Source organism: Singulisphaera chitinilytica, assembly GCF_049331405.1.
In the GTDB taxonomy this organism is placed as follows: Bacteria; Planctomycetota; Planctomycetia; order Isosphaerales; family Isosphaeraceae; genus PoT.
Genome location: NZ_CP186274.1, coordinates 4,620,933 through 4,645,098, shown reverse-complemented (window position 1 = coordinate 4,645,098; position 24,166 = coordinate 4,620,933). Strand labels below are relative to the sequence as shown.

Below are 24,166 nucleotides of genomic sequence, written 5' to 3'. Positions count from 1 at the left end.
GCGGCCGCCCCATCGCTCGCCAGTGGCAAACATCCAGGTAATCGCACACTAGCATTCCTGGATAGAATCCGACTCCTCCGAAGGCGAGTCCGAGGAGTCGTCGCCATCGGGAGAGCGTTTTGGGCCGCTGCCAACCGCCACCTCCATGACGTCATCTCGCACCGTCGCAAGGGGGTGCTGCTCCTCGTAGACGAATCTCAACAGCTTATTGACCTGCGAGTTGTCGAGGTCGTAGTTTGCGAGCAACAGACGGCGGGCGATCGGCAGCTCGACGGCGGCGGCCTCAGCCAGCCGATATGTTCCCGTCTCCTGGGCCGCCTTGAAGAGGGCCGTGCGGCGGTCGAGCAGGGACTGGTAGTCGTCGGTCCCCTCCACGCTGAGGCTGCTGCGCCATCCGGTGTCGCTCTCGTCCCAGGCCTCGAAGACGATCACCGGCCGGCGAAGTTGCCACACCTGACCATCGGCCAGCTTCACCGGCTCACCGGGCACGAAGTCGGCACGTCGATAGTCTGCCTCGTCCAGTAAAGCTTCTGTCATGGCGTAACCCTTTCCGTCATTCAGTCGAAGACATAGGTAACAGCGGTAGGCGGGCGGCGGATCAGCGGGATCCCTGCCCAAGGATGGGGCGCATCAGTAGCGCGGGGTCGATCTTCATTAGGCCCGGGTCGGGCCGAGGGGGGCATGCGATCTTCCTGGCTGCGGCCAGTGCGGCCGCCTCGACCCTCGCCCTGGCCTCCCTGGCTTCGGCCCGCAGCGACTCGAGCTGGGCGGGAGTCAGCCGGGGCACACGGGGACGCGAGAGGCCCAATCTCGTAATGGGGTCGGACATGGGTGAACTCCTGGGCAATTCAAAAATGTGATTGTATCAATAGGATCACTGCATTGACTACTGGGATTTCATGCGGGGCGGATGAGCTCCTCGTCTGCCGCCCACAATGCGAGCCCTTGGAGCCGGGCTCGCTCGCCCGGGCTCACCGGGGTCTCCAGGGTACCTAGTAGTTCGAGGACCTGGACCCTGATCGCCTCGACGCTCCGGCCGGCCGCCTTGAGCTCTCGCGCGAACTCCTTCACCGAGCGGATCGCATCGAGGATCTCGGGCAACTCGGCCTCGGACGCCCCTTCGCACCAGGCGTCGAAGACGGCCTGCCCGCGATCGGGGGTCCCTTGGGAGAGGCCTTGAAGGGCAGGATCTACGGCCGGCAGGGCTTCCGATAAGTGACGCTCCACGGCATCGAGGAAGACCGGTCGGACTGAGGCGGGGTAACCCGCGATCACGGTTTCGAGCACGGGGACGATCGCATCGCGGATCCACCGATCGGTCTGGCCGGCTCTCCTCAAGGCCGCGGCCGACTGGCCGGCGAACTTGGGCATGAATGACAGCGGGCTGGGCTTGCCCTCGGCCACCCAGGATGAAAGCCATCCTGCGATCTCGGCCTGAGCATCGGACAGAGGGACGTGAGTGGTGGTCAGCATCAGTTTTCCCTCTCATTGGCTATGTCCCTGATGACGGGATCGGGCATGTCGGCCGTCTTGGCGAGAGCCTTATCGAGGGCAATTGCGTGCGAAGCGGGCGTCATCTGCGATCCTCCAAAACGGTTCAATCAAATCCGTACCAAGACGTCTTTCCCATCGTCCGAAACTTTGGTGATCCGATCACCAAGATCGAAGTTGACTCAGTAAAGCTATGAACCCTATGGTGTTGCGCCTGATAGGTGGGTCGAAATTGGCTACGATCGGCAACCCTCCGAGGAGCTTTTCAACTTCGAGACCAGGCATGTCGTTGAGTATCAAGTAAGAGGTTTCAAATGGCTGGTGAACGGTTCACCACGGCCCCTCCTTCGACACTAACCCATCAACCGAGGGTCGCACGCGAGGAGCTCTAATCGCGAAGCCGTCTCGTCACAAACTCACTCCTTGCATATACTTGCCAATATGAGCACCGCCCCCGAGCGACATCCCTGGGAACAACTGCCTGGTGAGAGCGGGCCCGCCTACCGTGCGTTCCTCGTCTACCGCGACCTCGGGCCGGATCGGACGGTAAACCTTGCCTCCCGCAAGCTTGCGGAGATGCCGTCGCCCGAAGGGGCGCGGAAGAGGCGCGGAAAGGCTGCGGAAGGGCCGCGGAAAGGCGCGGAGAATCCGAAACCAGGCGCCTCCGGCCAGATTCGCAAGTGGTCCAAGGGCTACTCCTGGGCCGAACGAGCCACGGCCTACGACCAGCATCTCGCCAGGGCCAAGGTCCGGGGCGAGACGAAGGCGGTCGAGTCTTACGCGGCCAAGCGGAAGCGCCAGGCCCTCGAGGGCGAGGACGTGGCGATCGCCGCGGCGGTCCAACTCAAGATCGACGCCCTCTCCATATTGAAGACGCCGTTGTTCACCGCGACGGACACCATCACCGAGACGGACGCGGAAGGGCGGCCGGTCACCATCCATAGGACGATAGAACCCGCGGGCTGGCGCCGACGCGACGCCGCGTTCATGCTCAAGGTCGCCCGAGATCTGGAAGACACGGTTTTCCATTTCTCTCGCCGTGAGACAGAACAGGAAGTTTCGACCCAGGCCGACGCCGGCCCTCGGATCCCGACCGATGGCGTCAGCACTGAGGCCGTCCGGCGTATCGAATTGCACCGTGCGGCCATGCGCACCAAGATGCTGAAACTCTCCGTCCACCCGCCTTCCGGGTTCCACGAGGATGGGTCGAATATGTCGGAAAGCGGGATGGGGGCGGGTTAGCTCGATGGAACCTTCCTCGATCGCTTGCTCGGCTTGGGCTTCGCGGGAGCGTCTTCAGATTCCGGCTTCGGTCGAAACGCCCCGCTGAAGACAAGTTGCTCGAGATCCGTCGCGGCCTTGATGAGGTCGATGGCCGTGGCCTTGTTCCATCCGGCCGGCTCGATCACGATCGAGATCGAGCCGGCTTGGCCGACGGACACGGTGGTTCGCTCGAGCGGCCAATTCAGCATGGCCGTGGCCCTCGCATGAAGCTGCTTCGCGGTCTCTATCATCTCGTCCTCCGTCTTGATCTTCGAAGCACTAGTTCTGCTCATCTGCATGCCTTTCATGGTTTGTGGGGCGGTAAATGGTTTCGCGGAGTTGAGGGCTAGCGCTGGGGCGGGACGAGCAGCACCTTGGGTCGCGGCGGTGGCGCGTGCTCGAGCTTGTCGCCGGGTTCGGGCCAACTCCAGTGGCCCGACCTGGGGAAGTCGGCGAACCTGACCGGCTTGGAAAAGTCGAGGTTTAATCCGCCGACCGGATGAACTATCACTAACCGTGGGTCGGTGGGCGAAATGCCTGCGATGGTCGTCGCGCCCGTATGAGCGTAATGGTCGACGATCAGGACTTTATCGCCGACTTCGGGGAGTCGCGTGTACATGGTGGTTGCTCTTGAGGAAGCGGGGCGGGGCTGCCGCCCCTGGATTGGATGGTCGATGCTCAGGACGGCCAGCGCCAGGTGTTCGCGCCGCCCGTGGCTGAATAGCGGAACCCGCTGGAGTAGTTGACGGCCGCGCCGACGACGGCCAGGACGTGGATTCGCATCTCCGGGTCTGACGGATTAGGTCCCTGGGATACGCTGGCCGAGAACGAACGGCCTTCCCGGTCTGTCAGCAAAACGTTGTCGAATTCGAGGGGGATTCGGGTCTGGGACATTGCTGTTTCCTCAGATGTTGAACTGTCGATTGACGTCAAGGGGACGCTTTCAGCCTGCGGCCGGGAGCGGCCTCGGCACGCTCGGGCTAACCGGCTTGGGTTGCGGTGGGCCGGCAGGTCCTCGAGGAGGCTGCGGCTTGGGTTTCGGCGTCGGACCCGGCTTCTGCTTGGCCATTGCAAAACTCCTCGGGTTGCTTGTCGTCGGGACGGAACACCCAGGTCCCCTCTGTCGGGACGTCGTCGAGCGATTCGATGAGTCGACGGCGAACGGTGGAGCCGGGGGGCGAGAGGCAGACTTCCGCGACGACGGGAAGCCGGCCCTCGAGCTCCTCACCGACCAGCACGATGACCCCCTCGGCCTGGGTTCCTTCCACACGGGTTCGGATCTTGTCTCCGACGCGTGGAGTTCGAGATCGAGGCTGGGTTCTGAATTGCCATCCGGGCGGTTTCAAGATTGCTCTCCTTGGTCGAGCTGGTCGGGGCGAGGCCAGCGGAGCGAGTCGTAGGGTCGCTTGGCTTCCGCTAGGAACCACAACGCATCGGCGGTCGTGCGGACGATGAGTGCTCGATCGCGGTCCTTCCTTTCGAGGGCCGCGGCCAAGAGCGACACCCTGCAGCGGACGGCGAGCGCACGTTGCGAGTCGTTCCCTCCCCGGAGATGCGCGAGGCGCCGAGGAGCTCGAGACGCGAGCTCGAGCAGTTCGGCCGGAGGCGAGCCCGAGCCTTCGGCGGGGCGGGGGATCCAGCGGATGTGGCGACGGCATGCGCCGCACCGCTCCCGGCCGTAGTGGGGACCGCTGCGGCAGAGGTCCTCGATCAGGAGCGTCGACCCGCAACCGGGGCAGGTGCGAGTTCCGGTCAAGACTTGCCTCATGACGCGTTCCTCCACGAGGGTGCGGACAAGGACTCGGATTTGATCTTCCTGGCTTTCATGTCTTCGAATGCGGCGCGTTCCGCCTCGAACCAGTCGCCGATTGCGTCTTCGTAATCGCCCGCGAGACGACCCCAACGTTCGCGCCACCCGTCGGTCCAGGCTTCGAGTTCGCGACGCCAGGGTAATTCCCGAGGCTTCCATCCGGCGTGGGACTCGGAGGGTTCGCCGCTCGGGCGGTCGAACCACCAACGCATGATCTCGTCCTTGCGTCCGATGATTTTGCGGACGAGCGGCTCGGCGGCCTTTGGACCCCGGATCTCGATCTTGTCCCCGTCGATCGAGATTCGAAGCCCCGCTCCTGCGGCGAGGTCGAGGAGGGCCATCAGGCTGTCCATCGCCCCTCTCCTTCGGAATCTTCGAGGGAATAGCTGGGATGTGTAACGCCATTGACGCGGTTCTCTTCGGTCATGGCAGGTGAGACCGCGTCAATGGCGTTAACCGCGTCGGCGTCACTTCCTAATCGCAGGGGATGGTTGGAGGTAATTGGGGAGACCGCGAGCCAGAGTTCCGCGGGCCTCCGGCCACCAGTGTCGATCCTCTCGGATCGCACCGAGCCCTGTTCGAGCAAACGCCCCAGGATCCGGGCGATCTCCGCCGAAGGCTTGTTCTTCTGAAAAACGTCCTCGCGGATCTGCGTCCGGGTTAGCCCTTGTGGTGCCTCCCGAAGCGCGGCCATCAGGCGGTCTGCGTCCGGGTCGCCGAGGCTGTCGCCGAAGATGAATCGAGCCGAGTGTTCCGCATATTTCCAGAGTGTCAATCCGGCCTCGAGGTGCCGGAGTCGGATCACCTCCGAACGATCCACCACCGCGAACAGGGCCGCGAGGCGCATCGTTTGGGCCTCGGCGCGTCCGATGACGCTGCCTAGCAGGCCGGGCCGGCCTTCGGAGAGCTCGGGATAGACGGATGCCCAGAGATCGTCGGCTTCTCGATCTCGTTCGAGCCTCCGCTCGATCCGGCCAAAATCGACGACCTCCGCTAGGGCCCTGCTCGCCCCCGAGAAGTTCACGGTGCTTATCCGTCCCCCGAACGGGAGCAGCTTGGAGCGCCGAACGCAGAGCCACAGGAAGCGGTTCGCGAAACCGTTGGCCGCCTCGGTCTCGGTCAGATTCTTGACGAGCTCTGCCCGGGTGACGTGTCCTATGATCGAGATGTGAGCGTCCGTGGCTTTTGCGGGATTGGTCTTGACGAGGGTGCGGAGGCGGCCATTATCCCAAGCCTGGCGGAGCTGGCCCGAGAGGGTATTCCCCTCGCGTGTGAGCACTTTGAGGGTCGATCCGAGCTCTGTTTCGAGTACGAGCAGACGCTTGTCGTCGATGCCGGGATCAATCTCGACTTCCTCATGACCGACGACCTTCCCGTCCTTTTTTTTCGCTTCTCGTTTGTAGATAGCGTCACGAACGGCCCAAATCAACCCCTCCCCGCTCGAGAGGCCAAATTGAATGCGATCGTCGTCCCAGGCGGGATCTTGTGCGGCGAGCAGGCTTCGGGCCTGGTCCCAACTGGTCCCTTTTCGTGCCTTGGAGGACTCGCCGACCAGGCCGAGGAAGAGATTCAAATAATGGCGAGTAGATTCAACTTGGAAGTACGAATTCCGACCCATGAGGTTCCCGAGGCCGACGAGGAGTTGTCCCAGGATCGCGACGGGATCCGCCTCAGTGTGGGGTTCGATCATGCCGACGATCTCGCCCAACAATCCTGCATAGGCCGCTCTAGGGGGGGATGGCCATTCTCTCGCGACGACCGGGGGGTCGTCAGCTTCGTCGATGACCTGTGCAGTCATCCCACCCCGAGAACCGTTGCATTCGTGGCCATCCCGGGCGACCCTTGCCTCTCCGAAGCCGAGTGTCGCCAGCGCCTTCGCGGCGGCCTGGTAGTTGCCGCCGTGCTCCAGGGTGGCGAAGGTGGCAAACTTCGAGTAGCTGGCCTGGGGTTCGAACTCGCTCGACGAGGTGAAGGGGAAGAAGAGATCGGAGCCTCCAAAGTTCGTCGTCGCGCTGACGCCGAGGTCCTTCCCGGGCCTTCGCCAGAATGTCTCCTCCCCCTTCGAGAAGACTCGCGTCCAGCCGTGCGGCTCGAGGATCTCGCGCCAGTCGGTTTGGGCCGCCCATGACTCGCCGGGCCTCAACCCGAGAGGTTTCGATTTCGGCTCCCGATGAACTTGCGGTTTCACCTCGTCGAAGGAACGCGCCAAATCCCAGAGGGCGTCCCTCTCCGCCGCGTCGAGCTCGATGATGGATTCGACCCCACCCCGGATCATTCGGTAAGGGTCTTCGGATGGATGTACTGGGCCGAAGCTGGGTGCGACCACCACGTAGCCACCTTCGCCCCTCGTCTCGATGAGCACTTCCCGCGTGGGACGGCCCTTGGCATCATCGGGGCCGATTCGCTCGGCCAGCTTCGTGTTCGGCCGCAGCTCCGCCGTGCGGTATAACCAGTGGATCCCCCCCGATGGCGAACTCTCCAAGTAGCCGCCCTCGATGCGCTCGACGAGTTCGCCGAGGCCGGCCTCCGTCGCTCGTTCGAGGTAGCTCTCATATGTCGCCCTATCGTCGAACTCGAGCAGCTCGAGACCGCCGCTCACGGCGCCCGTCACGAAGCCCACGCCATAACTGCCCGGGTACCAGGCCTGGATCTGAGCAGGCGAGGCCAGCTCGCGCTGGAACCGTTTCCAGGCACCTTGCGGGCGCTTCGTCCCGTCCTCGGAGGGAGGGACGACCGAGATGCCGGCCGCGATTGCGGCCATGGCGGTATCCGCCACCGCCTTCTTCTCTCGCATTGGCCGATCTATCAGGGTTGGTTTATTCATGCTCGCCCCCTGGCAGCTCGGCCACGCCAGTCCGGACGTTCGAGACTTTCACGCCTGAGACGAGGGATGCTTGAACTTCAAAGCCGTCCCAAATAGGATTGGTGTAAGCCACGGTGCGCCTTTCGAGGTACGTGGTCGGCCGGTGCCAACGGCCGAAATTCGGTGGAACACCCAGCGCCCAGGAGCTTTTCTCCTGGGCGTTCTCTTTTGCGCGTTCAGATCCCCAGCCGTTCGAGCTCGCGGGCCGCAGCCTCGGCCGTATGAGAGGGAGCGATGGGCGAGGCGGGCATTTCCGACGGATCGGAATTCAGTGCGGAAATGAACCGATCCCAGTCGTCCGGGCGGACGAACCATCGGCCTCCGACGCGGCAGCAGCGGAGCCGGATGCGATTCCCGGCGCGATCGCAGATCCCATGGTCGCGCCAGCGGGTGACTGCCGAGACGTGGACGTTAACCTCTTGAGCCTTCTTGACGAGGGGGATGAGCGTTTCGGCGGTCGACGTGAAATCTCGCTGCATGTCAGAGCTCCCTGCGACGTTTCATTCGTTACCGCAAGGAGTATTGGTTTTCGGCCGCGTAATAGGAATGTACAAAAAATGTAATTAGATTTGTTTGTGTGATCCGTCCTGCTGATGCTGCGAGGGGGGGGCGTAGGGAGGCCGCGTTAACCGCGTTAATGGCGTTCGATATAGGAGATGATTTTCAGGATGGCGGCTCACACAGGAACATCGCGAGAGGCGTTAACCGCGTTAATGGCGTTCGCTCAGGGGGTCATGATCCACGATGGCGTTTCTAAGGCTTTCCTCCTTTTGGTTCGGCCAGGTAGTACCCTAACTTCCCGTGGCTTTGGACGAGGCCGGGGAAATCGGATTCGATTTTCTTCTTCAGCCTCGACTGATTCGTCGATCCAATGACGGGGTATTCTTTTCGGATCGTGCCGAAACTGACTATGGTCCCCGGTGGCCTCGAGGCGAGCGCCGCCAAGAAGCAGCATCCTTCAAGGCTCACACGTCGCGTGACACCTTTCCAGGTCACCGTCTCCGCTGAGATGTCTACTTTCAGTATTTCTTCCCTCTCCGATTGATCAGGAGGAGAGAGAGAGAGACGCGTGAAAAGCTCGCACACGCGCACGGTCTGTTCAACGGTTGCAGTCATGTTGTAGTGTGTGCAGCATTTGGGGTAGGTCTTATACGCCTCGGCGTAACGTCCCTCCTCCCAGGCCGAGCCCTCGGGCAAATCGACATACCCCTCGAGGAGCGGCGTCGTTGGCGGCCCTTGATCCGTCAAGTCCCCGATACGTCTCCCGAGGACCTGCAGGCGGTAGTTGCCCTTGACGATCTTCCTCGTCTCCTCCTCGGAAGTTTTCTCCGAGTCGGGCAGGTCGTCCCAGATTTCTTCCAGGTCCCTGAGGAGCGGCAGGAAGTAATCCAGATACTTCTGGGCCTCGGCGAGGAGGGCTGCGCGCGCGGATGGGTCGGTGGGGAGCTCTTTCGGGAACATGGTCCTACCCTTTTTGCCCGGGCCGGCAGGCCGATCGGATGAGGGTAGGACATCCGACCGGCCTGCCGCTCAGGCGTGCCCGCCCGTCGACGTGCACGCCACCCAAGCAATTCGATTTTCTTTGGGGATGCCCGCTACTATAAGTTCAGCCGATTGCCTTGACGGCCTGCCGGGCCTTCTCCTGATCGGCCTCCGCATATAGGGCCGTGACCAGGGGGGAGGAGTGCCCCAGGATCACCCTGGCGACCTCAAGGCCGAATTCCTTGCGGACGGCCGTGGCGGCGCTGTGTCGAAGTTGGTGCGGGTGCCAGCGATGTCGCTTGTGCCAGGCCTTCAGCTCGTCGCGCTGTTCCGGCGTCAGGTCCTTCGCCCTGATGGACGAGAGGTTTGGGTGCGGGAAAGCTTTCTTGCACGCCCTGGCCACAGCGTGCGCGTAGCTCCGATTGTCATACTGCTTGCCGGGGGATCGCTTGGGTTGTGCCTTCGGTCGCCGCTTCTTCTGGGAGGGCGTCAGGGGGGTCTTTCGCTGTCGTCTCTGACCCCCACGTCGGTGGGCCTCGGCTTCCAGTGGCGAGAAGAGATACTCCGAGGGATCCTGACGCAGCCAGGGGCGTAGGATCTCCTGCGCCCTCGGCCCGAGATGAACGACGCGTGCCTTGTTGAGGTGCTCGCCCTTGTGCCGGCCGGGCTGATACTCCCAGGCCTCCTTGGACATGTCGATGTCGCCGGTCCTCATGCTTACGACCTCGCCCGAACGCATGCCCGTCAGCCTCTGCAGATTGACGCATGCCTGGAGTTGTCGGCTCAAGAAAGGCTTCGTTGCCTCGACGACGTCGTCGGGAACCGGGCGGACGGGCTCGGTCTCGCGGGCATCCGTCCTCCCTTTGCGCAGGGATTTGATGGCCTTGAGCCCGTGATGCACGTCCGGCGGCACGAGCTCGTTCTCGACGCCGAACCCGAAGAGATGGATGAGCCTCTGAGTCCGCCGGTTGATGACCGTGCGTGCGAGCCCGGAATCGACCATCGACTGCCGGACCAATTTGAGGGCCTTCGGGCCGAAGTCGCGGGCGGGGGTGGAGCCGAACATCGCCTTCAAGGCGCGAAAGGCGTGGCGATAGTTCTCGAGCTCGCCAGTCGGGGTCCCGTCGGCGCGGCGATAGTACCCCTCGCCGTACCTCCAGAAGGCCAGGATCAACTCGTTGATAGAGCACGAACCGGAAATGGTCGGATCGGAGGGGAGGGAAGGGGATGAAGAGACGGAGCCCGACACGCTCCTCTCGGCGAGGAGACGATGATACTTCTCCCAGCTCTCGGGCGAGTCGTAACGCCCGAGGTAGTGGTCGCGGCCATCAATCCTGACGACAGCGAGATCTTTCGGCTTATAGTGGCGATATTTGGGAAGAGAGGTGCGGCTGGCCATAGGCGAAACCCTGTACGAAGGGGATCGGTAGTACCAGGTACTACCGAGCTTCGACTTCCGGGCCGCGCCTCCGACCACCGGAGGGTAAGCGTAAATGCTTTCGGCGTGACACTTTGCGGGTAATGGGCGATACAGGACTCGAACCTGTGACCCCCAGCGTGTCGAGCTGGTGCTCTAGCCAACTGAGCTAATCGCCCTCACTGATGAGAATTATCTTACTGTATTCGATGGGCTTAGGTCAAGAGGCTTCTGCCTCATTTTGGGCGAATTATACTTCGAGGATCTCGGCGGACTTCTTGTCGGCCATCTCGTTGACCTTAGTCTCGTAGCGTTTGGTGAGAGACTGGATCTCTTCCTTGCACGTCTCGAGCTCGTCCTCGGTCAGGATCTTGTCAGTCTGCTCTTGATCGGCAACCTTGTTGGCGTCGCGGCGGATGTTGCGGATGGCAACGCGGGCCTCTTCGGAGAGGTCCTTGACGCGGCTCACGAGCTTCTTGCGCTGCTCGACCGACAGCGAGGGGACGTTCAGGCGGACGACCTTGTTGTCCGAGTTCGGAGTCAGGCCGATGTCGCTCGCCTGGATCGCCTTGGTGATGTCGCCGATCACCGAGGGGTCGAATGGTCGAATTAAGATCTGCTGGGGCTCGGGAGTGCTCAAGTTTGCCAGTTGCTTGAGCGGCGTGGATGACCCATAGTAGTCGACGCGGATCGACTCGACGAGCCCGACGTTGGCCCGGCCCGTCCTAACGCCCCGCAGCTGGTCGGTCAGCAGGGTCACGCTCTTTTCCATCCGCTCTTCAGCTTCGAGAGCGATCTCTTCGATACTCATGGGTCATCTCCCAAGGCAAGCAAGGGGCCGCGTCTCGGCCCCATCACCAAATCTTCGCACGGCCCCTCGAGGCGATCAAGCGAGAGTTCAGGCGGTCGGCGTTTCCTGGCGCTGGGGACGCGTGGCGTTGCTCACCCAGGTGCCGATCTGCTCGCCGGCGATGGCTCGCTCGATGTTGCCTTCCTTCTTGAAGTTGAAGACGAGGATCGGGAGCTTGTTGTCCAGGCACATCCCGATGGCCGTCATGTCCATGACCTTCAGGTCGTCGCGGAGGACCTGGTCGTAGGTCAGATGCTCATAGCGGACGGCGTGAGGGTTCTTCTCGGGATCGGCCGAGTAGACGCCGTCGACGCGAGTCGCCTTCATCAGCACCTCGGCGCCGATCTCCTTGCCTCGCAGGGCGGCGGCCGTATCGGTGGTGACGAACGGGCTGCCCGTCCCTGTCGCGAGGATGATCACGCGGCCACGTGCCAGGTGACTCAGGGCCCGGCGGCGGATGAACGGCTCTGCGACCTCGTCCATGCGGATGGTCGTCAAGAGGCGAGTCTCGCAACCGACGTTCTCAAGCGCATCCTGCAAGGCGAGGCCGTTGATGACGGTCGCGGTCATGCCCATGTAGTGGGCGGTGGCTTCCTTGATGACGTCATTTCCACGCGAGAAGGTGGCTCCTCGCATGATGTTGCCGCCACCGACGACGATGGCCAGTTCCACGCCAGCGGATGCGACCCGTGAGGCCTGACGGGCGATCCGGCTCACCTCCTCAACGCTGATGCCTCCCTCCCCCGGGCGGCAGAAGCTCTCGCCCGAGAGCTTGAGCAAGACGCGGCGAAAGACGGGGGGACCGTAGGTGGCGGCGAAATCCATCGTCGAGAACCTCGGAAAGCTGGGAGGCATCGGGTCGAGTCGAGGAGCCGACCTCAACTCGACCCACGCATCGAAGAATTATTCGGCAGCGGCGTCCGCGGCCGGGGCGTTACCTTCGCCGACGACGAACCGGGCGAACCTCGATACCGAGATGTTCTCACCGGTACGGGCGTTGGTGGCGACGATCATTTCTTGAATCGACTTGGCCGAGTCCTTGACGAACTTCTGGTCCAGCAGGACCTTCTCTTCGTACCAGGCATTCAGCTTGCCTTCGGCGATCTTCTCGCGGACGGCTTCGGGCTTGTCGGCGACCTGGCCGAGGAAAATCTTCCTCTGCTCTTCCACGAGTTCGGCCGGGACCTCTTCGCGACGGACGCAAATCGGCATGGCGGCGACGACCTGGACGGCCAGATCCTTGGCGAGCTGGCGGAACTCTTCGTTACGAGCGACGAAGTCGGTCTCGCAGTTGACCTCGATCAGGGCGCCCGACTTGCCGTCGTGGTGGATGTAAACCTCGACGCGCCCAGCCTTGGTGACGCGCCCGGCGCGGTTCTCGGCGTTCTTGCCGTGCTTCTCTTTGGCGAGGGTCAGGGCCTTCTTGAGGTCGCCATCGGCTTCCTTCAGGAGGGCCTTGCACTCCATCAGACCCAGACCGGTTGCTTTACGAAACTCATTAACAGCCTGAGCCGTGATCTCGGCCATCGGCGTTTCTCCTCTGCGCTCAATCGCGGACGGACATGGATCCGCCCGCCTTGAATCCGTGTCGTGGTTCGGGTCAGGTCTTTTTTACCAATCGACGTCGCTGTCGTCGACCACCTTGCGGAGCGTTATCGCCGGCTTCGAGGTCGTGACGACCTCGAAGCCTTGCGGAGAGAACGAACTCGACCGGTGATCGACGACGAGCCGAGCGAGTCTTACTCGGCAGCGGGAGTCGTCTCGGCGTCGCCGCTCGGGGCGGGCTGGGACTCAGGGGCAGGCGTGGACTCGGGGGCAGGCGTGGACTCGGGGGCGACGGGAGCCGCCGATTCCACGGGCTCGGCCGCCGCCGCTTCCGGTGCGCCTTCTTCGGGGCCGCGAGCGGCCCGGGTCGTGGAGCGGCTGATTCCGCCAGGCTGGCCGCCGGGGCCGGGGCGTCCCTGGCCGGGCTGGGGACGACGGTCGCCGCCGCCACGACGGTCGCCGCGCTGCTGGCCGCCTTCCGCATTTTCACGCGGGGGAGCCTCGGGCACGGCCATCGAGCGGCCTTCATTGATCGCGTCAGCCAGGTGCTTGATCACAAGCTCGATCGACCGCATGCTGTCGTCATTGCCCGGGATGGGCAGGTCGACGAGGTCGGGATCGCAGTCGGTGTCGAGCAGGGCGACGACCTTGATGCCCAGCTTGCGGGCCTCGGCGACCGCGATGTCTTCGCGGTGCGGGTCGACGACGAAAAGGGCCTCGGGGAGCCGCGTCATGTGGCGGATACCCGAGAGGTTGCGGTCGATCTTCGTGCGCTCACGGGTGAGCGTGGAGATCATCTTCTTCGAGTAGCTGAGGGCCTGCTCGCCGTCGAGGATGTTTTCCAGTTCCTCGAGCCGTTCGAGTCGGCTGCGGATCGTCCGGAAATTGGTCAGCGTGCCGCCGAGCCAACGTTCCGTGACATATGGCATCTGGCAGCGGGTGCATTCCTCGACGATCGTCTCAGCCGCCTGACGCTTGGTTCCAACGAACAGGATCAGGCCGTTGCCCGACGCCACGCGCTGAAAGAACTTGGTCGCACGCAGCAAGCCGCGAACCGTTTCCTTGAGGTCGATGATGTGGATCAGGTTGCGCTTGCCGTAAATGTACGGCTTCATCTTCGGGTTCCAGCGACTGGCGCGGTGCCCAAAGTGAACGCCGGCATCGATCAGTTCTTTCACCGCTAACGCCACGGCTTCGACTCCCGTCTTATGGACGATTCCAGGCCGAGATCCCCCGGGCAAACTGCCAAGGGCGGCCTTGCAAAGGAGAATTCAGGAACGTGTTGTTGATCAAAGAGAAGGGGGGCCTTGGAGTTGCCCGATCACGGGCGTCGGCTCTCTCCCAATCTCGTGGGATCAAACAAGATCCCGATCCAGGGACATGAGGTTAGGAAAGGGTCCCTCACTCTCAATTCCGCCGGAGGATGCCAAGTCTAACTATTCAACCCTCGAACGTCAAATAGGTTACCACGAGAGTCGGGAATATTCTCCCGACCCTGGGGCAACGTTGACACATCCCCGATGGACGGACAGATTCAGTTGAGGACTCGTTCGAGATCAGCCCACCGGAGCGAGTTGCTGAACGGCCTCCTGGATCTGCTTCATCTTCACCGGCTTGTCGAGCACGATGATCTGATCGTTGGTCGGGATCCGTTGCCGGAGCGCCTTCTGCTTGGGGGCGAGCAGCACAAGGGCGGAGAGGGGAATCTCGTCTTCCTTCGCCTTTTCGCAGAGGCCGAGGAATTGTTCGATCCCCTCAGGGCCGAAGCCGTCGATGTCGAAGATCACGACATCGGGGGTCGACTCGGCGAACCGCTCAACGGCCACGTCGGCATCCCCGACGAGGATCACGCGATAACCCATCTTGGAGAGGGTCTTGCGGAAGGCGTCGCGGATCTCGGGCTGGGCTTCGAGGCAGAGGAGTTGCTTCGGCTTGGCCTGCTCAGCTTCTTCCTCGGGTGCCGTTCCGTTCCCATTGGCATGGGTGTTCCCGGGGATCGTGGTGGCCGTGAGCTGGCCGCCGCGGTAGCCGAAGATCAGCTCATCCTCGATGCGGGCTTCGGATTTGGTGGGCAGGACGCCGTTCGGGGAGTTTTTGATGAGAGCCTCGTACGCGCTGAGTTCCTTGATCACCTCATCCATGGTCTGATAGCGGGATCTCAGCTCGACCTTCATCATCTTCTCGATGATTCGGGTTAACTCCTCGTCGGGGGCGTGACGCTGCTCGCTGAGAGGCTTGATGGCGTCGAGGCTCCGCTTGAGCATCTTGGTGAGCATGTCTTTACTCTCGGCGTCCTGCATGGCGGGCTGGCCGGAGAGCATCTGGTAGTAAACGCAGCCGAGGAAGAAGATGTCAGACCTGGGATCCCCCTTGGGGCTCGCACATCGGCGTTCGAGGGCGGAGTAGTCGACTGTCCGCTGGTTGAGGTTGGCCGTCTTCTTCTCTTCACCTTCGATCGTGGCGAGACCGAAGTCTACGAGCTTGGCGGCACCCGAGTGGCTGATGAGGATGTTCGTGGCCTTGAGGTCGCGGTGGGTGACCCCCGAGTTGTGGGAGTACTGCAACCCACGGCCCAGGCCGATCAGCAATGGCAGGGCGGCCTTCTGCTCGATGTGGACCCGGATCTTCAGGAGGTCGCGAAGGTTCGACCCTTCGACGTACTCCATGATCATGTAGTGCTTCTTGTCCTGCTCGCCGTAGTCGAGAATCTGCACGATGTTCGGATGCACGAGCCGCATGCCGGCTTCCGCTTCTTTATTGAAGCGAATGATGGCCGCCGGGTCGGCGACGAACCGCTGGCGGAGCACCTTGATGGCCACCGGTTTGTTGTCCGTCAGGCGGACGCCGCGATAGACGCGGGCGAACGTGCCTTCGGCGATGTGAAAGAGAACCTTGCAGCCGCCGAAGAAGAACCCGGTGGGGTCGCTCTTCTGGAGGCGATCGATCTGCCAGCTTGTGAGCAATCCCTTCCGCAGCATCGAGCGTAGCAGGGCATCGGCCGATCCGTCCGCCGCGTCCATCCGCGCTTCGAGGGCCTGCTCGTTGTTCACGAGGCCGATCATGACGGCTTGTTCCGCGAGCGATTCCGCGTCAAATTCGACCATGGGAGACGATTCCTGCTTTCGCTCAGGAGGGGATGCGGCTCGACTGCATCAGGACCCGGCTACGAATCGAATGAGGCAGGCATCACTTCATCTTATCAGGCTTTCCCGCACTCGCAAATCGCCCACGCCAGGTGGTGCCTCATCAACGAGACAGGCGTCGGAGATCGAGCGGGTTCATCAAGGAATACAGAAGAGGACTTGAGGCTGTGACACCGGGCTTCTTCCCCGGCGCGACGAGGACCCCGGGCGGCATCGAACGTGATTGACAGCGTGCCTCAAAGTCCCTATGGTGAACCCCAATATGTTCGTTGGTAAGTGGTTTCGACAACATCAAGACTGCTGAGACTTATGAGCGTACGCACGAGGTTCGCACCCAGTCCGACCGGGTTCCTGCACATCGGCGGGGTGCGGACGGCACTCTTCAACTGGCTGCTGGCGAGGCACTCCGGAGGTCAATTCATCCTCCGAATCGACGACACCGACCAGGAACGTCACGTCGAAGCCGCGGTCGCACTGATTCTCGAAGGCTTCCGCTGGATGGGGATGGAGTGGGACGAAGGCCCCGAAGTCGGCGGCCCGCACGGCCCGTATTTCCAGTCCCAACGCTCTGATCATTATACACGCGCGGCCGAGGCCCTGGTGGCCTCGGGACATGCTTATCGCGATTATAGCACCGATAGCGAGCGTAAGGCCGATAAAGAGGCCGCCGAGAAGGCGAAGCGAGCCTACCGCTTCCGTCGCAAACCCGTGACCGACGAGGAGCTCAAGCAGTACGAGGCCGAGGGACGCCCTTACGCGCTCCGGTTCCAGGTCCCGTCCGGCCGGAGGCTCGTCATCCCCGACATGATTAAGGGGAACGTCGAGCAGAAGTCCGACGAGATGGGCGACTTCGTCATCGTCCGGCCCGACGGCACGCCGCTCTACAACTTCGCGACGGTCATCGACGACGCGGAGATGAAGATCACGCACGTCGTGCGCGCCGAGGAGCACCTGACGAACACCTTCTCGCAGATCCTCGTCTTCGAGGCCCTCGGCTACCCGATGCCGGCGTTCGCCCACGTCCCGTTCGTGGCGGCTCCGAACTCCAAACGGAAGCTGTCCAAGCGTGACGGGGCCGTGGGGCTCGACGAGTACATCAAGAAGGGGTACTTGCCCGAGGCGATGATGAACTATCTCGCCAGGGTCGGTTGGAGCCTCGACGGTACCCAGGAGATCTTCACCCGCGCCGAGCTGATCGAGAAGTTTACCCTCGATCGCGTCAACAGCGCGCCGGCCAGCCACGACCCCGACAAGCTCTTCTGGATCCAGGGGGAGTGGATGAAGCAACTCCCGCTGGAAGAAAAGGTTAAGGGGGTGATCCCTTACCTCGTGGACCAGGGGTTGGCTTCCGAGCCGGTCTCGCCCGATCTTCAGGCGAGGATCGAGGCTGTGGTCGTCGCGCTGGGCGATCGGCTCAAGACCTTCTCCGACATCCTGACGCTTGGCCGCTATTTCTTCACCGAGACTCTGACCCACGACCCCGATGCGGTCAAGAAGCGTCTCCGCAAAGACGGGGTCACGACGATGCTCGCCGAGCTCGACCAGGTTCTGGCGACCGTCGAGCCCTACAACTTGGCCACGCTCGAGGCGGCGGTCCACGCCTATGCCGAGTCGCACGGGCATCCGATGGGGCAGGTGGTCAACCCGCTCCGCGTCGCGACGACGGGGCAGGGGGTCGGGCCGGGGTTGTACGACTGCCTGGCGATCCTGGGTCGGGACGCCTGCCGGGCCCGGATCGCCGAAACGCTGGCGATGCTCGCCAGCACAACTTGATCCTCGAGGATCACGAGGCCGAACATGCCCCCGAAGAAACCGATCCTGCTGGTCACGCTCGGAGTCGTGTTGCTGATCGGGGGCATCGAGGCCGGCCTCCAGTTCTTCCGGGGCTCGCTCGGCAGCGTGCTGCTCATCAACGAAGGGACGGAGCCGATCGAGGAGCTTCGGGTCACGATGGAAGGAGAGGAAGCCGTCGTCCCCCGGATCGAGGCGGGGGAGTCGGCCAAGGTCTCTTTCGGGGGGCATGGTCCGAAGCCGTTGAAGGTCAAGTACCGACAGAAAGGGAGTGCCCTGACGGGGTTCGAACTCCCGAGCTTCGACCCGGACGCCCTCCGCAAGGAGAACTTCCGGCTCGTCATACGCATCCGGCCGGACGAATTCGAACGCTATCAGGATGATGACGATCCATCGCTGTTGATGAGATTCACCTCGGGGGCCAAGCAATGGCTCTCCGAGTCCGTCCAAACACCTTGACCTACGCTCAGGATTGCGGAGGAAGTTCATGCCGTTGCTGGTTGTCGGATCCGTGGCCCTTGACTCGGTGGAGACCCCTCACGGGCTCGTGGAGAACGCCCTGGGCGGCTCTGCCACCTTCTTCTCCTATGCCGCTAGCTTCTTCACTCCGGTCCGACTCGTCGGCGTCGTCGGCGAGGACTTCCCGCCCGAGCACCGCGACCTGCTCGAGTCGCGCCAGGTCGATACCTCGGGCCTGATCATCGAGAAGGGGGGCTCGACCTTCCGCTGGCGCGGGAAGTACGAAGGGGACATGAGCACGGCCGAGACGCTCGAAGTCCACCTGAACGTACTCGGCACGTTCAACCCGGACCTCTCTCCCAAGTTCGCCGAGACGCCGTTCGTCTTCCTCGCCAACGGCAGCCCTGCGATGCAACTCAAGGTCCTCTCGCAGGCGTCTCAGCGAAAGCTCGTCGTCGCCGACACGATGAACTTCTGGATCGAGACCCAGCGCGACGAGCTCTACGCCTTGCTCAAGCAGGTCGACGGCCTCTTCATCAACGACGGTGAGGCCCGCATGCTCACCCAGGAAGTGAACCTCGTCCGCGCGGGCAAGAAGGTCCTCGAACTCGGGCCCAAGTTCGTGATCATCAAGAAGGGCGAGCACGGGGCGATGTTCCTGAGCGAGCACGAGACGTTCGTGATGCCCGCGTTCCCGCTCGGCGATGTGGTCGACCCGACCGGCGCGGGCGACAGCTTCGCCGGCGGCTTCATGGGCTACCTTGCCTCGATCGGCAAGACCGACCTGGCCTCGCTCAAGACCGCCATGGCCTACGGCACCGTCGTCGCCAGCTTCAACGTTGAGGACTTCAGCCTCCGTCGGTTCCAGCGCACCGAGCGGGCCGAGTTGGACGACCGCGTCCACAAGTATCGCTCGATGATGGCATTCTGATGCGACCATTCTTCGGACGCGGCACACCAAGGTGTAGCCGCGCCCGTTTGCTATTGAGGTGGTGGTTCTAGCGGTTTTCGTGGAGTCAATTGATGGGTCGGTAGTAGGTGCAAGTTGTCTTCGTCGGTTGAAGTATTTTGGACTTACTGCTGGCGTGAGTGCTTCGGGGCGAATTCTCCTGCCTGAACCCTTGAAAGTGGCCTTTCCACACGTGTCCAGGATATGACGCCCCTCCCCATCGATGCCTGGCTGCCCGAGATCACGTCGAGGCTCCGCGAGCATCGCAGCCTCGTGCTGGTCGCGCCCCCGGGGGCGGGGAAGACGACGCGAGTTCCCGTGGCGATCGTGGCCTCGGGATTGCTTTCTCCCGAGCATCGGTCGTTGGTGATGTTACAGCCGAGGCGCGTGGCGGCGCGGGCTTCGGCCACGCGAATCGCCGAGGAGAATGGCTGGCGACTCGGCGCCGAGGTCGGCTATCACGTCCGCTTCGATCGTAAGATCGGTCGCGAGACCCGTATCTGGGTCATGACCGAGGGGATTCTCAACAGGCAACTCGTTGCCGATCCATTCCTGGAAGGGGTCGGGGCGATCGTGCTCGACGAATTCCATGAGCGCAGCCTGCACACGGATTTGGCCCTGGCCCTGATTCGAGAGATCCGCGAGAGCGTCCGCGACGACCTGATCCTCGTCGTGATGTCGGCCACGATGGACGCAGGTCCTGTCTCGAAGTTCCTCGGTGACTGCCCGATCGTCACTGCCGAGGGGAAGTCGTACCCGGTGGAGATCGCTTATCGACCGGCGTTAAGGCCTGGCGCGGTCGAGGCCGTGGAGGCAGCGGTTGCTGATGCGTTGAAGTCGAACGAGCCCGATCCTGGCGATATCCTCGTCTTCCTGCCTGGAGCCGACGAGATCCGACGCGCGGGGTCGAAGCTGGCGACGCTCGCGGCTCGCGAGGATCTGCTCGTCTTGCCCCTGCACGGCAGGCTCTCGGCCGAGGAGCAGGAGCGTCCGCTCCGCCCGAGTCGCCAGCGCAAGGTGATCCTGTCAACGAACATCGCCGAGACCTCGTTGACGATCGATGGCGTGCGGACCGTGATCGACTCGGGCCTCGCGCGATATGCGAGCGTCGACCCCCAGCGCGGGCTCGATCGGCTCGAACTCGGACGGATCAGCCGGGCCTCGGCGACGCAGCGAGCGGGACGCGCCGGGCGTACGGCCCCGGGACGTTGCCTGCGGCTATGGTCCGAGGGTGAGCATCGAGGCCTGCGCGAGACCGACCTGCCCGAGGTCGCCCGGGTCGACCTCTGCTCGACCGTCCTGGCGCTCCACGCCTGGGGGCATGCCGACGCCGCCAGTTTCCCCTGGTATGAGCCCCCTCCCGCCGAGAGCCTTGAAGCGGCTACGCGCCTGCTCATCATGCTCGGTGCCCTGGATGAATCCGGCGCGCGCATCACGCCGCTCGGTCAGACGCTGCTCGACCTGCCGGTTCATCCCCGCCTGGGGAGGCTCCTGATTGCCGCGGCCGAATCCGGCTCGCCCGCTCATGGTGCAGCCCTCGCCGCCTTGCTGTCGGAGAAGGACCTGGTTTCCTCGGGGCCGGGGGCGCCTCGACCTCCCAGGGGACGCCGCGGCGATTCGGACCTGCTCATCCGGCTCGACCTGCTCGAAGAGGCGGAACACCAGCGGTTTCGCCCCGAGCTTCGTCAGAAGGGTATCAACCCGTTCGATGCCCGCAGGGTTGCGCAGGTTCGCGACGACCTGCTGAGGAACCTCAGGCGGGCGACCGATTTCGACCTCAGCGGCTCCGTCGAATCCGACGACGAGACGATGCTCCGGTGGATCCTGCAGGCCTACCCCGATCGCGTCGTTCGTCGGAGGGGCGACCAGGCGACCGGGGTGATGATCGGGGGCCGTGGCGTGAGGCTCGATCCCGAGTCGGTCGTCCGCGAGTCGGAATACTTCCTGGCCCTCGACCCTCGCGAGGATCGTCGCGGCGGCACGCTCGAGGCCCGAGTGCGGATCGCCAGTGCGATCAGCGTCGAGTGGCTCGAAGAGCTCTTCCCCGAGGCCATCAAGCGCGAGCGGAAGCCCGTGTTCGACGAGGAGCGCCGGCGCGTCGTCGGGCTGTCGACTCTGGCCTATCGCGATCTGATGCTCAAGGAAGACCGCAATGTTTCGGTCGATTCGCAGGCCGCCTCGCGGGTGCTCGCCGAGGCCATGACCTCCCGGGCTTCGGAGTTCTTCGAGCGTGACGAAGCGGCGGCCTCATGGCTCGCCCGGCTCGAATTCCTCAGGCGGGTCCAGCCCGACGGCGATTGGCCCGAGTTCGAAGCCGAGGCCCTGGGCGAGGTTCTTGCCGATGCCTGCATCGGCAAGCGATCCGTCGACGAACTCGAAAACGTCTCCCTCGTGCCGCTGCTCAAAGGTCGACTCACGCATCGGCAATCCCAGGTGATGGACGAGCAGGCCCCCGAGGCGCTCCTCGTCCCGAGTGGGAACCGGATCCGGCTCACCTACGAACCGGGCAAGCCCCCGATGCTGGCCGTACGACTGCAGGAGCTTTTCGGCTGGACGGAGACGCCGCGGCTCGCGGGCGGGAGGGTGCCGGTGCTGCTCCAACTGCTGGGCCCAAACTATCGGCCCGTGCAGATCACCGAGGACCTTCGCAGCTTCTGGGCGACGACCTATTTCCAGGTCCGCAAGGACCTCCGAGCCCGGTATCCCAAGCATTCGTGGCCCGAGGATCCCCTCACCGCCAAGGCCGAGGCGAAGGGGGGCCGTCGAAGCTGAGAGCAGCGACCTCGCCCGCAGGTTTGGTAGGCTGGTTCAACGAAAATTCATGCTTCGCACCCGCGGGGTTCACCCGAACTCGGGCGGATTCTGCAAGAATCACTCCCAACGTCGACGATTCAACCCCCCCATCAAGTTTATCGAATCCTTGGGAATCACAAGTGATGATCCAGACGTTTCGAATCGCCCGGCTCCGATGGTTGCCGATGGTCGTTCTGCTGGCGTCCTCGCCCGCGTTTGCGCATGACGGCCCGGATCACGACCATCCTCCGGTCAAGGTGCCCGACGCCACGGCCTACCGCCCCACGGCGATCCCCGACCGGATCCTCCTGACATGGACGGGTGATACGGCCTACACGCAGGCGGTGACCTGGCGGACCGATGACTCCGTACATAAGCCGATCGCCCAGGTCGCCCTCGCCAGCGCCGCGCCCAAGTTCACGGAGAAGGCCGCCGAGGTCAAGGCGACGACCCGCAAGCTCGAGACGAACCTCGGGACGGCTCTCTACCACACCGCGGTCTTCGGCGATCTTAAGCCGTCGACGCTCTATGCCTATCGCGTCGGCGACGGCGTGAACTGGAGCGAATGGTTCCACTTCCGCACGGCGAATGACAAGGCCGAGCCCTTCTCCTTCATCTACTTCGGCGATGCGCAGAACGACATCAAGTCTCTCTGGTCGCGCGTGATCCGGGGTGCTTATTCCGACATCCCGAACTCCAAGTTCATCATCCACGCCGGCGACCTCGTCAATCGCGGCGACAACGACGCCGAGTGGGGCGAGTGGCACGGCGCCGGCGGTTGGGTCAACGGTATGGTCCCCAGTATCCCGACCCCGGGTAACCACGAATATCCGCGCCCGACCATCCTGAATGACTCGGAGGCCAAGGCCTGGGCTGAGACCCGGCTCAAGCTGGAAGAGGAAGCGAAGGCCGCGAACAAGCCCTTCGACGCCAAGGCCGCCTTCGAGAAGTTCGGCCCCAAGCCGAGGCTCACGTCGCACTGGGCCGCGACGTTCGCCTTGCCGGATAACGGTCCCGAGGGTCTGAAGAGTTCGGTCTATTACGTCGACTACCAGGGCACCCGGATCATCAGCCTCAACTCGAACGAGCGTCGGCAGGAGCAGGTGGCCTGGCTCGACCAGACCCTGAGCCACAACCCCAGCCGATGGACGGTCATCACCTTCCACCACCCCGTCTATTCGGCGGCGAAGAACCGCGACAACAAGGAACTTCGCGACCTCTGGCAGCCGGTCTTCGACAAGTACAAGGTGGACATTGTCCTGACGGGACATGATCATACGTACGCCCGAAGCGGCCTGCGGGTTTACGACAACCTGCCGACGGGCACCAATGCCCGCGATGGCGAGAGCGGCACGGTCTACGTCGTCAGCGTCAGCGGGCCGAAGATGTACAACCTCGATAAAGAGCCCTGGATGAAGCGGGCGGCCGAGGACACCCAGCTTTACCAGACCATCTCCATTGACGGCGACCGCCTCATCTACCAGGCCAAGACCGCGACCGGCGAGCTGTACGACGCCTTCGACCTGCTCAAGCGAGACGGGCAGCCCAACCAACTCGTCGAGAAGGCCCCGAAGACGCCGGAAAAACTCCGGATTCCGCAGAAGCCGGCCGATGCCCCGAAGGTCCCCGCCGCGGCCGCTCGCTGATCGAACTCGCTCCGAAATTGACGGCTTAATGTCACGAATATCGATGGCCCCCCTCGGGGCTTCCTCCTCGGCGATGGGCCTATTTGCCGTCGCGAGTCGGAAGTTCCAAGGCGGGGCCGGTTCGTTGACTCGTTGACAGGAACGTCGCGCCCCGCGACCATACAGTTATCCCCGGGCGTTGGCTTTCATCGATTCAAAACGTCTGCGTGCGATGAAGCATGAATGAGGGAAGGAGAGGCGCATGTCTTCGATGAGGTCGATGCCGTATTCCGCCTTCAAGACCCTCGTTTCCAGCGTGCTCGCCCAGCCCGAGAACCCCGACTGGGATTTCGTGAGCCTGAGCGAGGGCGTCCACGAGGCGGCCTGCGAGCGGGCCCTGATGGAGGTGCATCCTGCGGCGGGAGCCGCGCCGAGGATCGCCCTGGTCGGCCAGGATTTCGCCCGCCTCGTGAACGTTGTCCGCGACCTGATCGAGGAACGCGTGCTACGACCCGGCCGTTCGGAGGTGACCTCTCCCGAGGATCTCGCGGGCCTGGGCCTCCCGTATTTCCACGTCACCGAGCTTGGTCGCGTGCAGTTCGCCATCTTCAAGAAGGGCCATTGAGCAGGTCCGGGATTTCCGGTTTCTGCCCCGACACGTGCCGACGTCAGGATTCGCAAGCGA

Annotated in this window: 24 protein-coding genes and 1 tRNA gene; 7 read left to right on the top strand and 18 right to left on the bottom strand. The window is 63.3% G+C overall.

Annotated features, from left to right (window positions below; all coding sequences use genetic code 11):
• Positions 1-48 precede the first annotated feature (48 nt).
• From ACOYYX_RS18450 to ACOYYX_RS18440, 3 genes are all read right to left on the bottom strand, one after another.
• Positions 49-537 (bottom strand): hypothetical protein, encoded by a 489-nt coding sequence (locus ACOYYX_RS18450; protein WP_422931383.1) that lies wholly within the window; start codon positions 535-537, stop codon positions 49-51.
• Positions 538-598: 61 nt separating this feature from the next.
• Positions 599-829, bottom strand: a complete 231-nt coding sequence (locus ACOYYX_RS18445) for a hypothetical protein (RefSeq protein ID WP_422931382.1) — start codon at positions 827-829, stop codon at positions 599-601.
• A 68-nt stretch (positions 830-897) separates the two neighbouring features.
• The gene (locus tag ACOYYX_RS18440; protein ID WP_422931381.1) at positions 898-1,473 is read right to left on the bottom strand and encodes a hypothetical protein; all 576 of its coding nucleotides are present in this window, start codon (positions 1,471-1,473) and stop codon (positions 898-900) included.
• Between the two features lie 441 nt (positions 1,474-1,914).
• On the opposite strand from ACOYYX_RS18440, the gene ACOYYX_RS18435 reads away from it, so the two are divergent.
• Positions 1,915-2,733 carry a hypothetical protein gene (locus ACOYYX_RS18435; RefSeq protein WP_422931380.1) on the top strand — a complete coding sequence of 273 codons (819 nt, stop codon included), beginning with the start codon at positions 1,915-1,917 and terminating at the stop codon, positions 2,731-2,733.
• On the opposite strand, the gene ACOYYX_RS18430 is transcribed toward ACOYYX_RS18435, so the two are convergent.
• From ACOYYX_RS18430 to ACOYYX_RS18360, 15 genes are all read right to left on the bottom strand, one after another.
• Positions 2,730-3,005 carry a hypothetical protein gene (locus ACOYYX_RS18430; protein WP_422931379.1) on the bottom strand — a complete coding sequence of 92 codons (276 nt, stop codon included), beginning with the start codon at positions 3,003-3,005 and terminating at the stop codon, positions 2,730-2,732. The two genes, ACOYYX_RS18435 and ACOYYX_RS18430, sit on opposite strands and share 4 nt — an antisense overlap.
• A 95-nt stretch (positions 3,006-3,100) precedes the next feature.
• Positions 3,101-3,373 carry a hypothetical protein gene (locus ACOYYX_RS18425; protein ID WP_422931378.1) on the bottom strand — a complete coding sequence of 91 codons (273 nt, stop codon included), beginning with the start codon at positions 3,371-3,373 and terminating at the stop codon, positions 3,101-3,103.
• A 59-nt stretch (positions 3,374-3,432) separates the two neighbouring features.
• On the bottom strand, positions 3,433-3,648 hold the full coding sequence (locus tag ACOYYX_RS18420) for a hypothetical protein (RefSeq protein ID WP_422931377.1): 216 nt from the start codon (positions 3,646-3,648) through the stop codon (positions 3,433-3,435).
• 448 nt (positions 3,649-4,096) lie between these two features.
• Positions 4,097-4,522, bottom strand: a complete 426-nt coding sequence (locus ACOYYX_RS18415) for a hypothetical protein (RefSeq protein ID WP_422931376.1) — start codon at positions 4,520-4,522, stop codon at positions 4,097-4,099.
• Entirely contained in the window at positions 4,519-4,917 is a 399-nt protein-coding gene (locus ACOYYX_RS18410) for a hypothetical protein (protein ID WP_422931375.1), read from the bottom strand. Before ACOYYX_RS18410 ends, ACOYYX_RS18415 begins: the two co-directional genes overlap by 4 nt.
• A complete protein-coding gene (locus tag ACOYYX_RS18405; protein WP_422931374.1) occupies positions 4,905-7,358 on the bottom strand; it encodes a bifunctional DNA primase/polymerase in 2,454 nt (817 codons plus the stop codon). Before ACOYYX_RS18405 ends, ACOYYX_RS18410 begins: the two co-directional genes overlap by 13 nt.
• 245 nt (positions 7,359-7,603) lie before the next feature.
• Positions 7,604-7,906, bottom strand: a complete 303-nt coding sequence (locus ACOYYX_RS18400; RefSeq protein WP_422931373.1) for a hypothetical protein — start codon at positions 7,904-7,906, stop codon at positions 7,604-7,606.
• Positions 7,907-8,180: 274 nt separating this feature from the next.
• Complete coding sequence (locus ACOYYX_RS18395; RefSeq protein WP_422931372.1) at positions 8,181-8,888, bottom strand: hypothetical protein; 708 nt, start codon at positions 8,886-8,888, stop codon at positions 8,181-8,183.
• Between the two features lie 145 nt (positions 8,889-9,033).
• Entirely contained in the window at positions 9,034-10,308 is a 1,275-nt protein-coding gene (locus ACOYYX_RS18390) for a tyrosine-type recombinase/integrase (protein ID WP_422931371.1), read from the bottom strand.
• A 123-nt stretch (positions 10,309-10,431) separates the two neighbouring features.
• Positions 10,432-10,505, bottom strand: a tRNA-Val gene (locus tag ACOYYX_RS18385).
• A gap of 71 nt (positions 10,506-10,576) precedes the next feature.
• Positions 10,577-11,137, bottom strand: coding sequence for a ribosome recycling factor (gene frr, locus ACOYYX_RS18380; protein ID WP_422931370.1), 561 nt, complete (start codon positions 11,135-11,137; stop codon positions 10,577-10,579).
• An 87-nt stretch (positions 11,138-11,224) separates the two neighbouring features.
• Entirely contained in the window at positions 11,225-12,001 is a 777-nt protein-coding gene (gene pyrH / locus ACOYYX_RS18375; RefSeq protein ID WP_422931369.1) for a UMP kinase, read from the bottom strand.
• Between the two features lie 78 nt (positions 12,002-12,079).
• Complete coding sequence (tsf, locus tag ACOYYX_RS18370) at positions 12,080-12,703, bottom strand: elongation factor Ts (protein ID WP_422931368.1); 624 nt, start codon at positions 12,701-12,703, stop codon at positions 12,080-12,082.
• Between the two features lie 212 nt (positions 12,704-12,915).
• Complete coding sequence (gene rpsB / locus ACOYYX_RS18365) at positions 12,916-13,911, bottom strand: 30S ribosomal protein S2 (protein ID WP_422931367.1); 996 nt, start codon at positions 13,909-13,911, stop codon at positions 12,916-12,918.
• Between the two features lie 366 nt (positions 13,912-14,277).
• Entirely contained in the window at positions 14,278-15,825 is a 1,548-nt protein-coding gene (locus tag ACOYYX_RS18360) for a protein kinase domain-containing protein (RefSeq protein ID WP_422931366.1), read from the bottom strand.
• 348 nt (positions 15,826-16,173) lie between these two features.
• On the opposite strand from ACOYYX_RS18360, the gene gltX reads away from it, so the two are divergent.
• From gltX to ACOYYX_RS18330, 6 genes are all read left to right on the top strand, one after another.
• Complete coding sequence (gene gltX / locus ACOYYX_RS18355; RefSeq protein ID WP_422931365.1) at positions 16,174-17,637, top strand: glutamate--tRNA ligase; 1,464 nt, start codon at positions 16,174-16,176, stop codon at positions 17,635-17,637.
• Between the two features lie 24 nt (positions 17,638-17,661).
• Entirely contained in the window at positions 17,662-18,114 is a 453-nt protein-coding gene (locus ACOYYX_RS18350) for a hypothetical protein (RefSeq protein ID WP_422931364.1), read from the top strand.
• A gap of 28 nt (positions 18,115-18,142) precedes the next feature.
• Entirely contained in the window at positions 18,143-19,045 is a 903-nt protein-coding gene (locus ACOYYX_RS18345) for a PfkB family carbohydrate kinase (protein ID WP_422931363.1), read from the top strand.
• Positions 19,046-19,267: 222 nt separating this feature from the next.
• Positions 19,268-21,835, top strand: coding sequence for an ATP-dependent helicase HrpB (gene hrpB / locus ACOYYX_RS18340; protein WP_422931362.1), 2,568 nt, complete (start codon positions 19,268-19,270; stop codon positions 21,833-21,835).
• A gap of 164 nt (positions 21,836-21,999) precedes the next feature.
• Complete coding sequence (locus tag ACOYYX_RS18335) at positions 22,000-23,502, top strand: fibronectin type III domain-containing protein (protein WP_422931361.1); 1,503 nt, start codon at positions 22,000-22,002, stop codon at positions 23,500-23,502.
• Positions 23,503-23,743: 241 nt separating this feature from the next.
• Entirely contained in the window at positions 23,744-24,106 is a 363-nt protein-coding gene (locus ACOYYX_RS18330) for a hypothetical protein (protein ID WP_422931360.1), read from the top strand.
• The last annotated feature ends 60 nt before the right edge of the window (positions 24,107-24,166 follow it).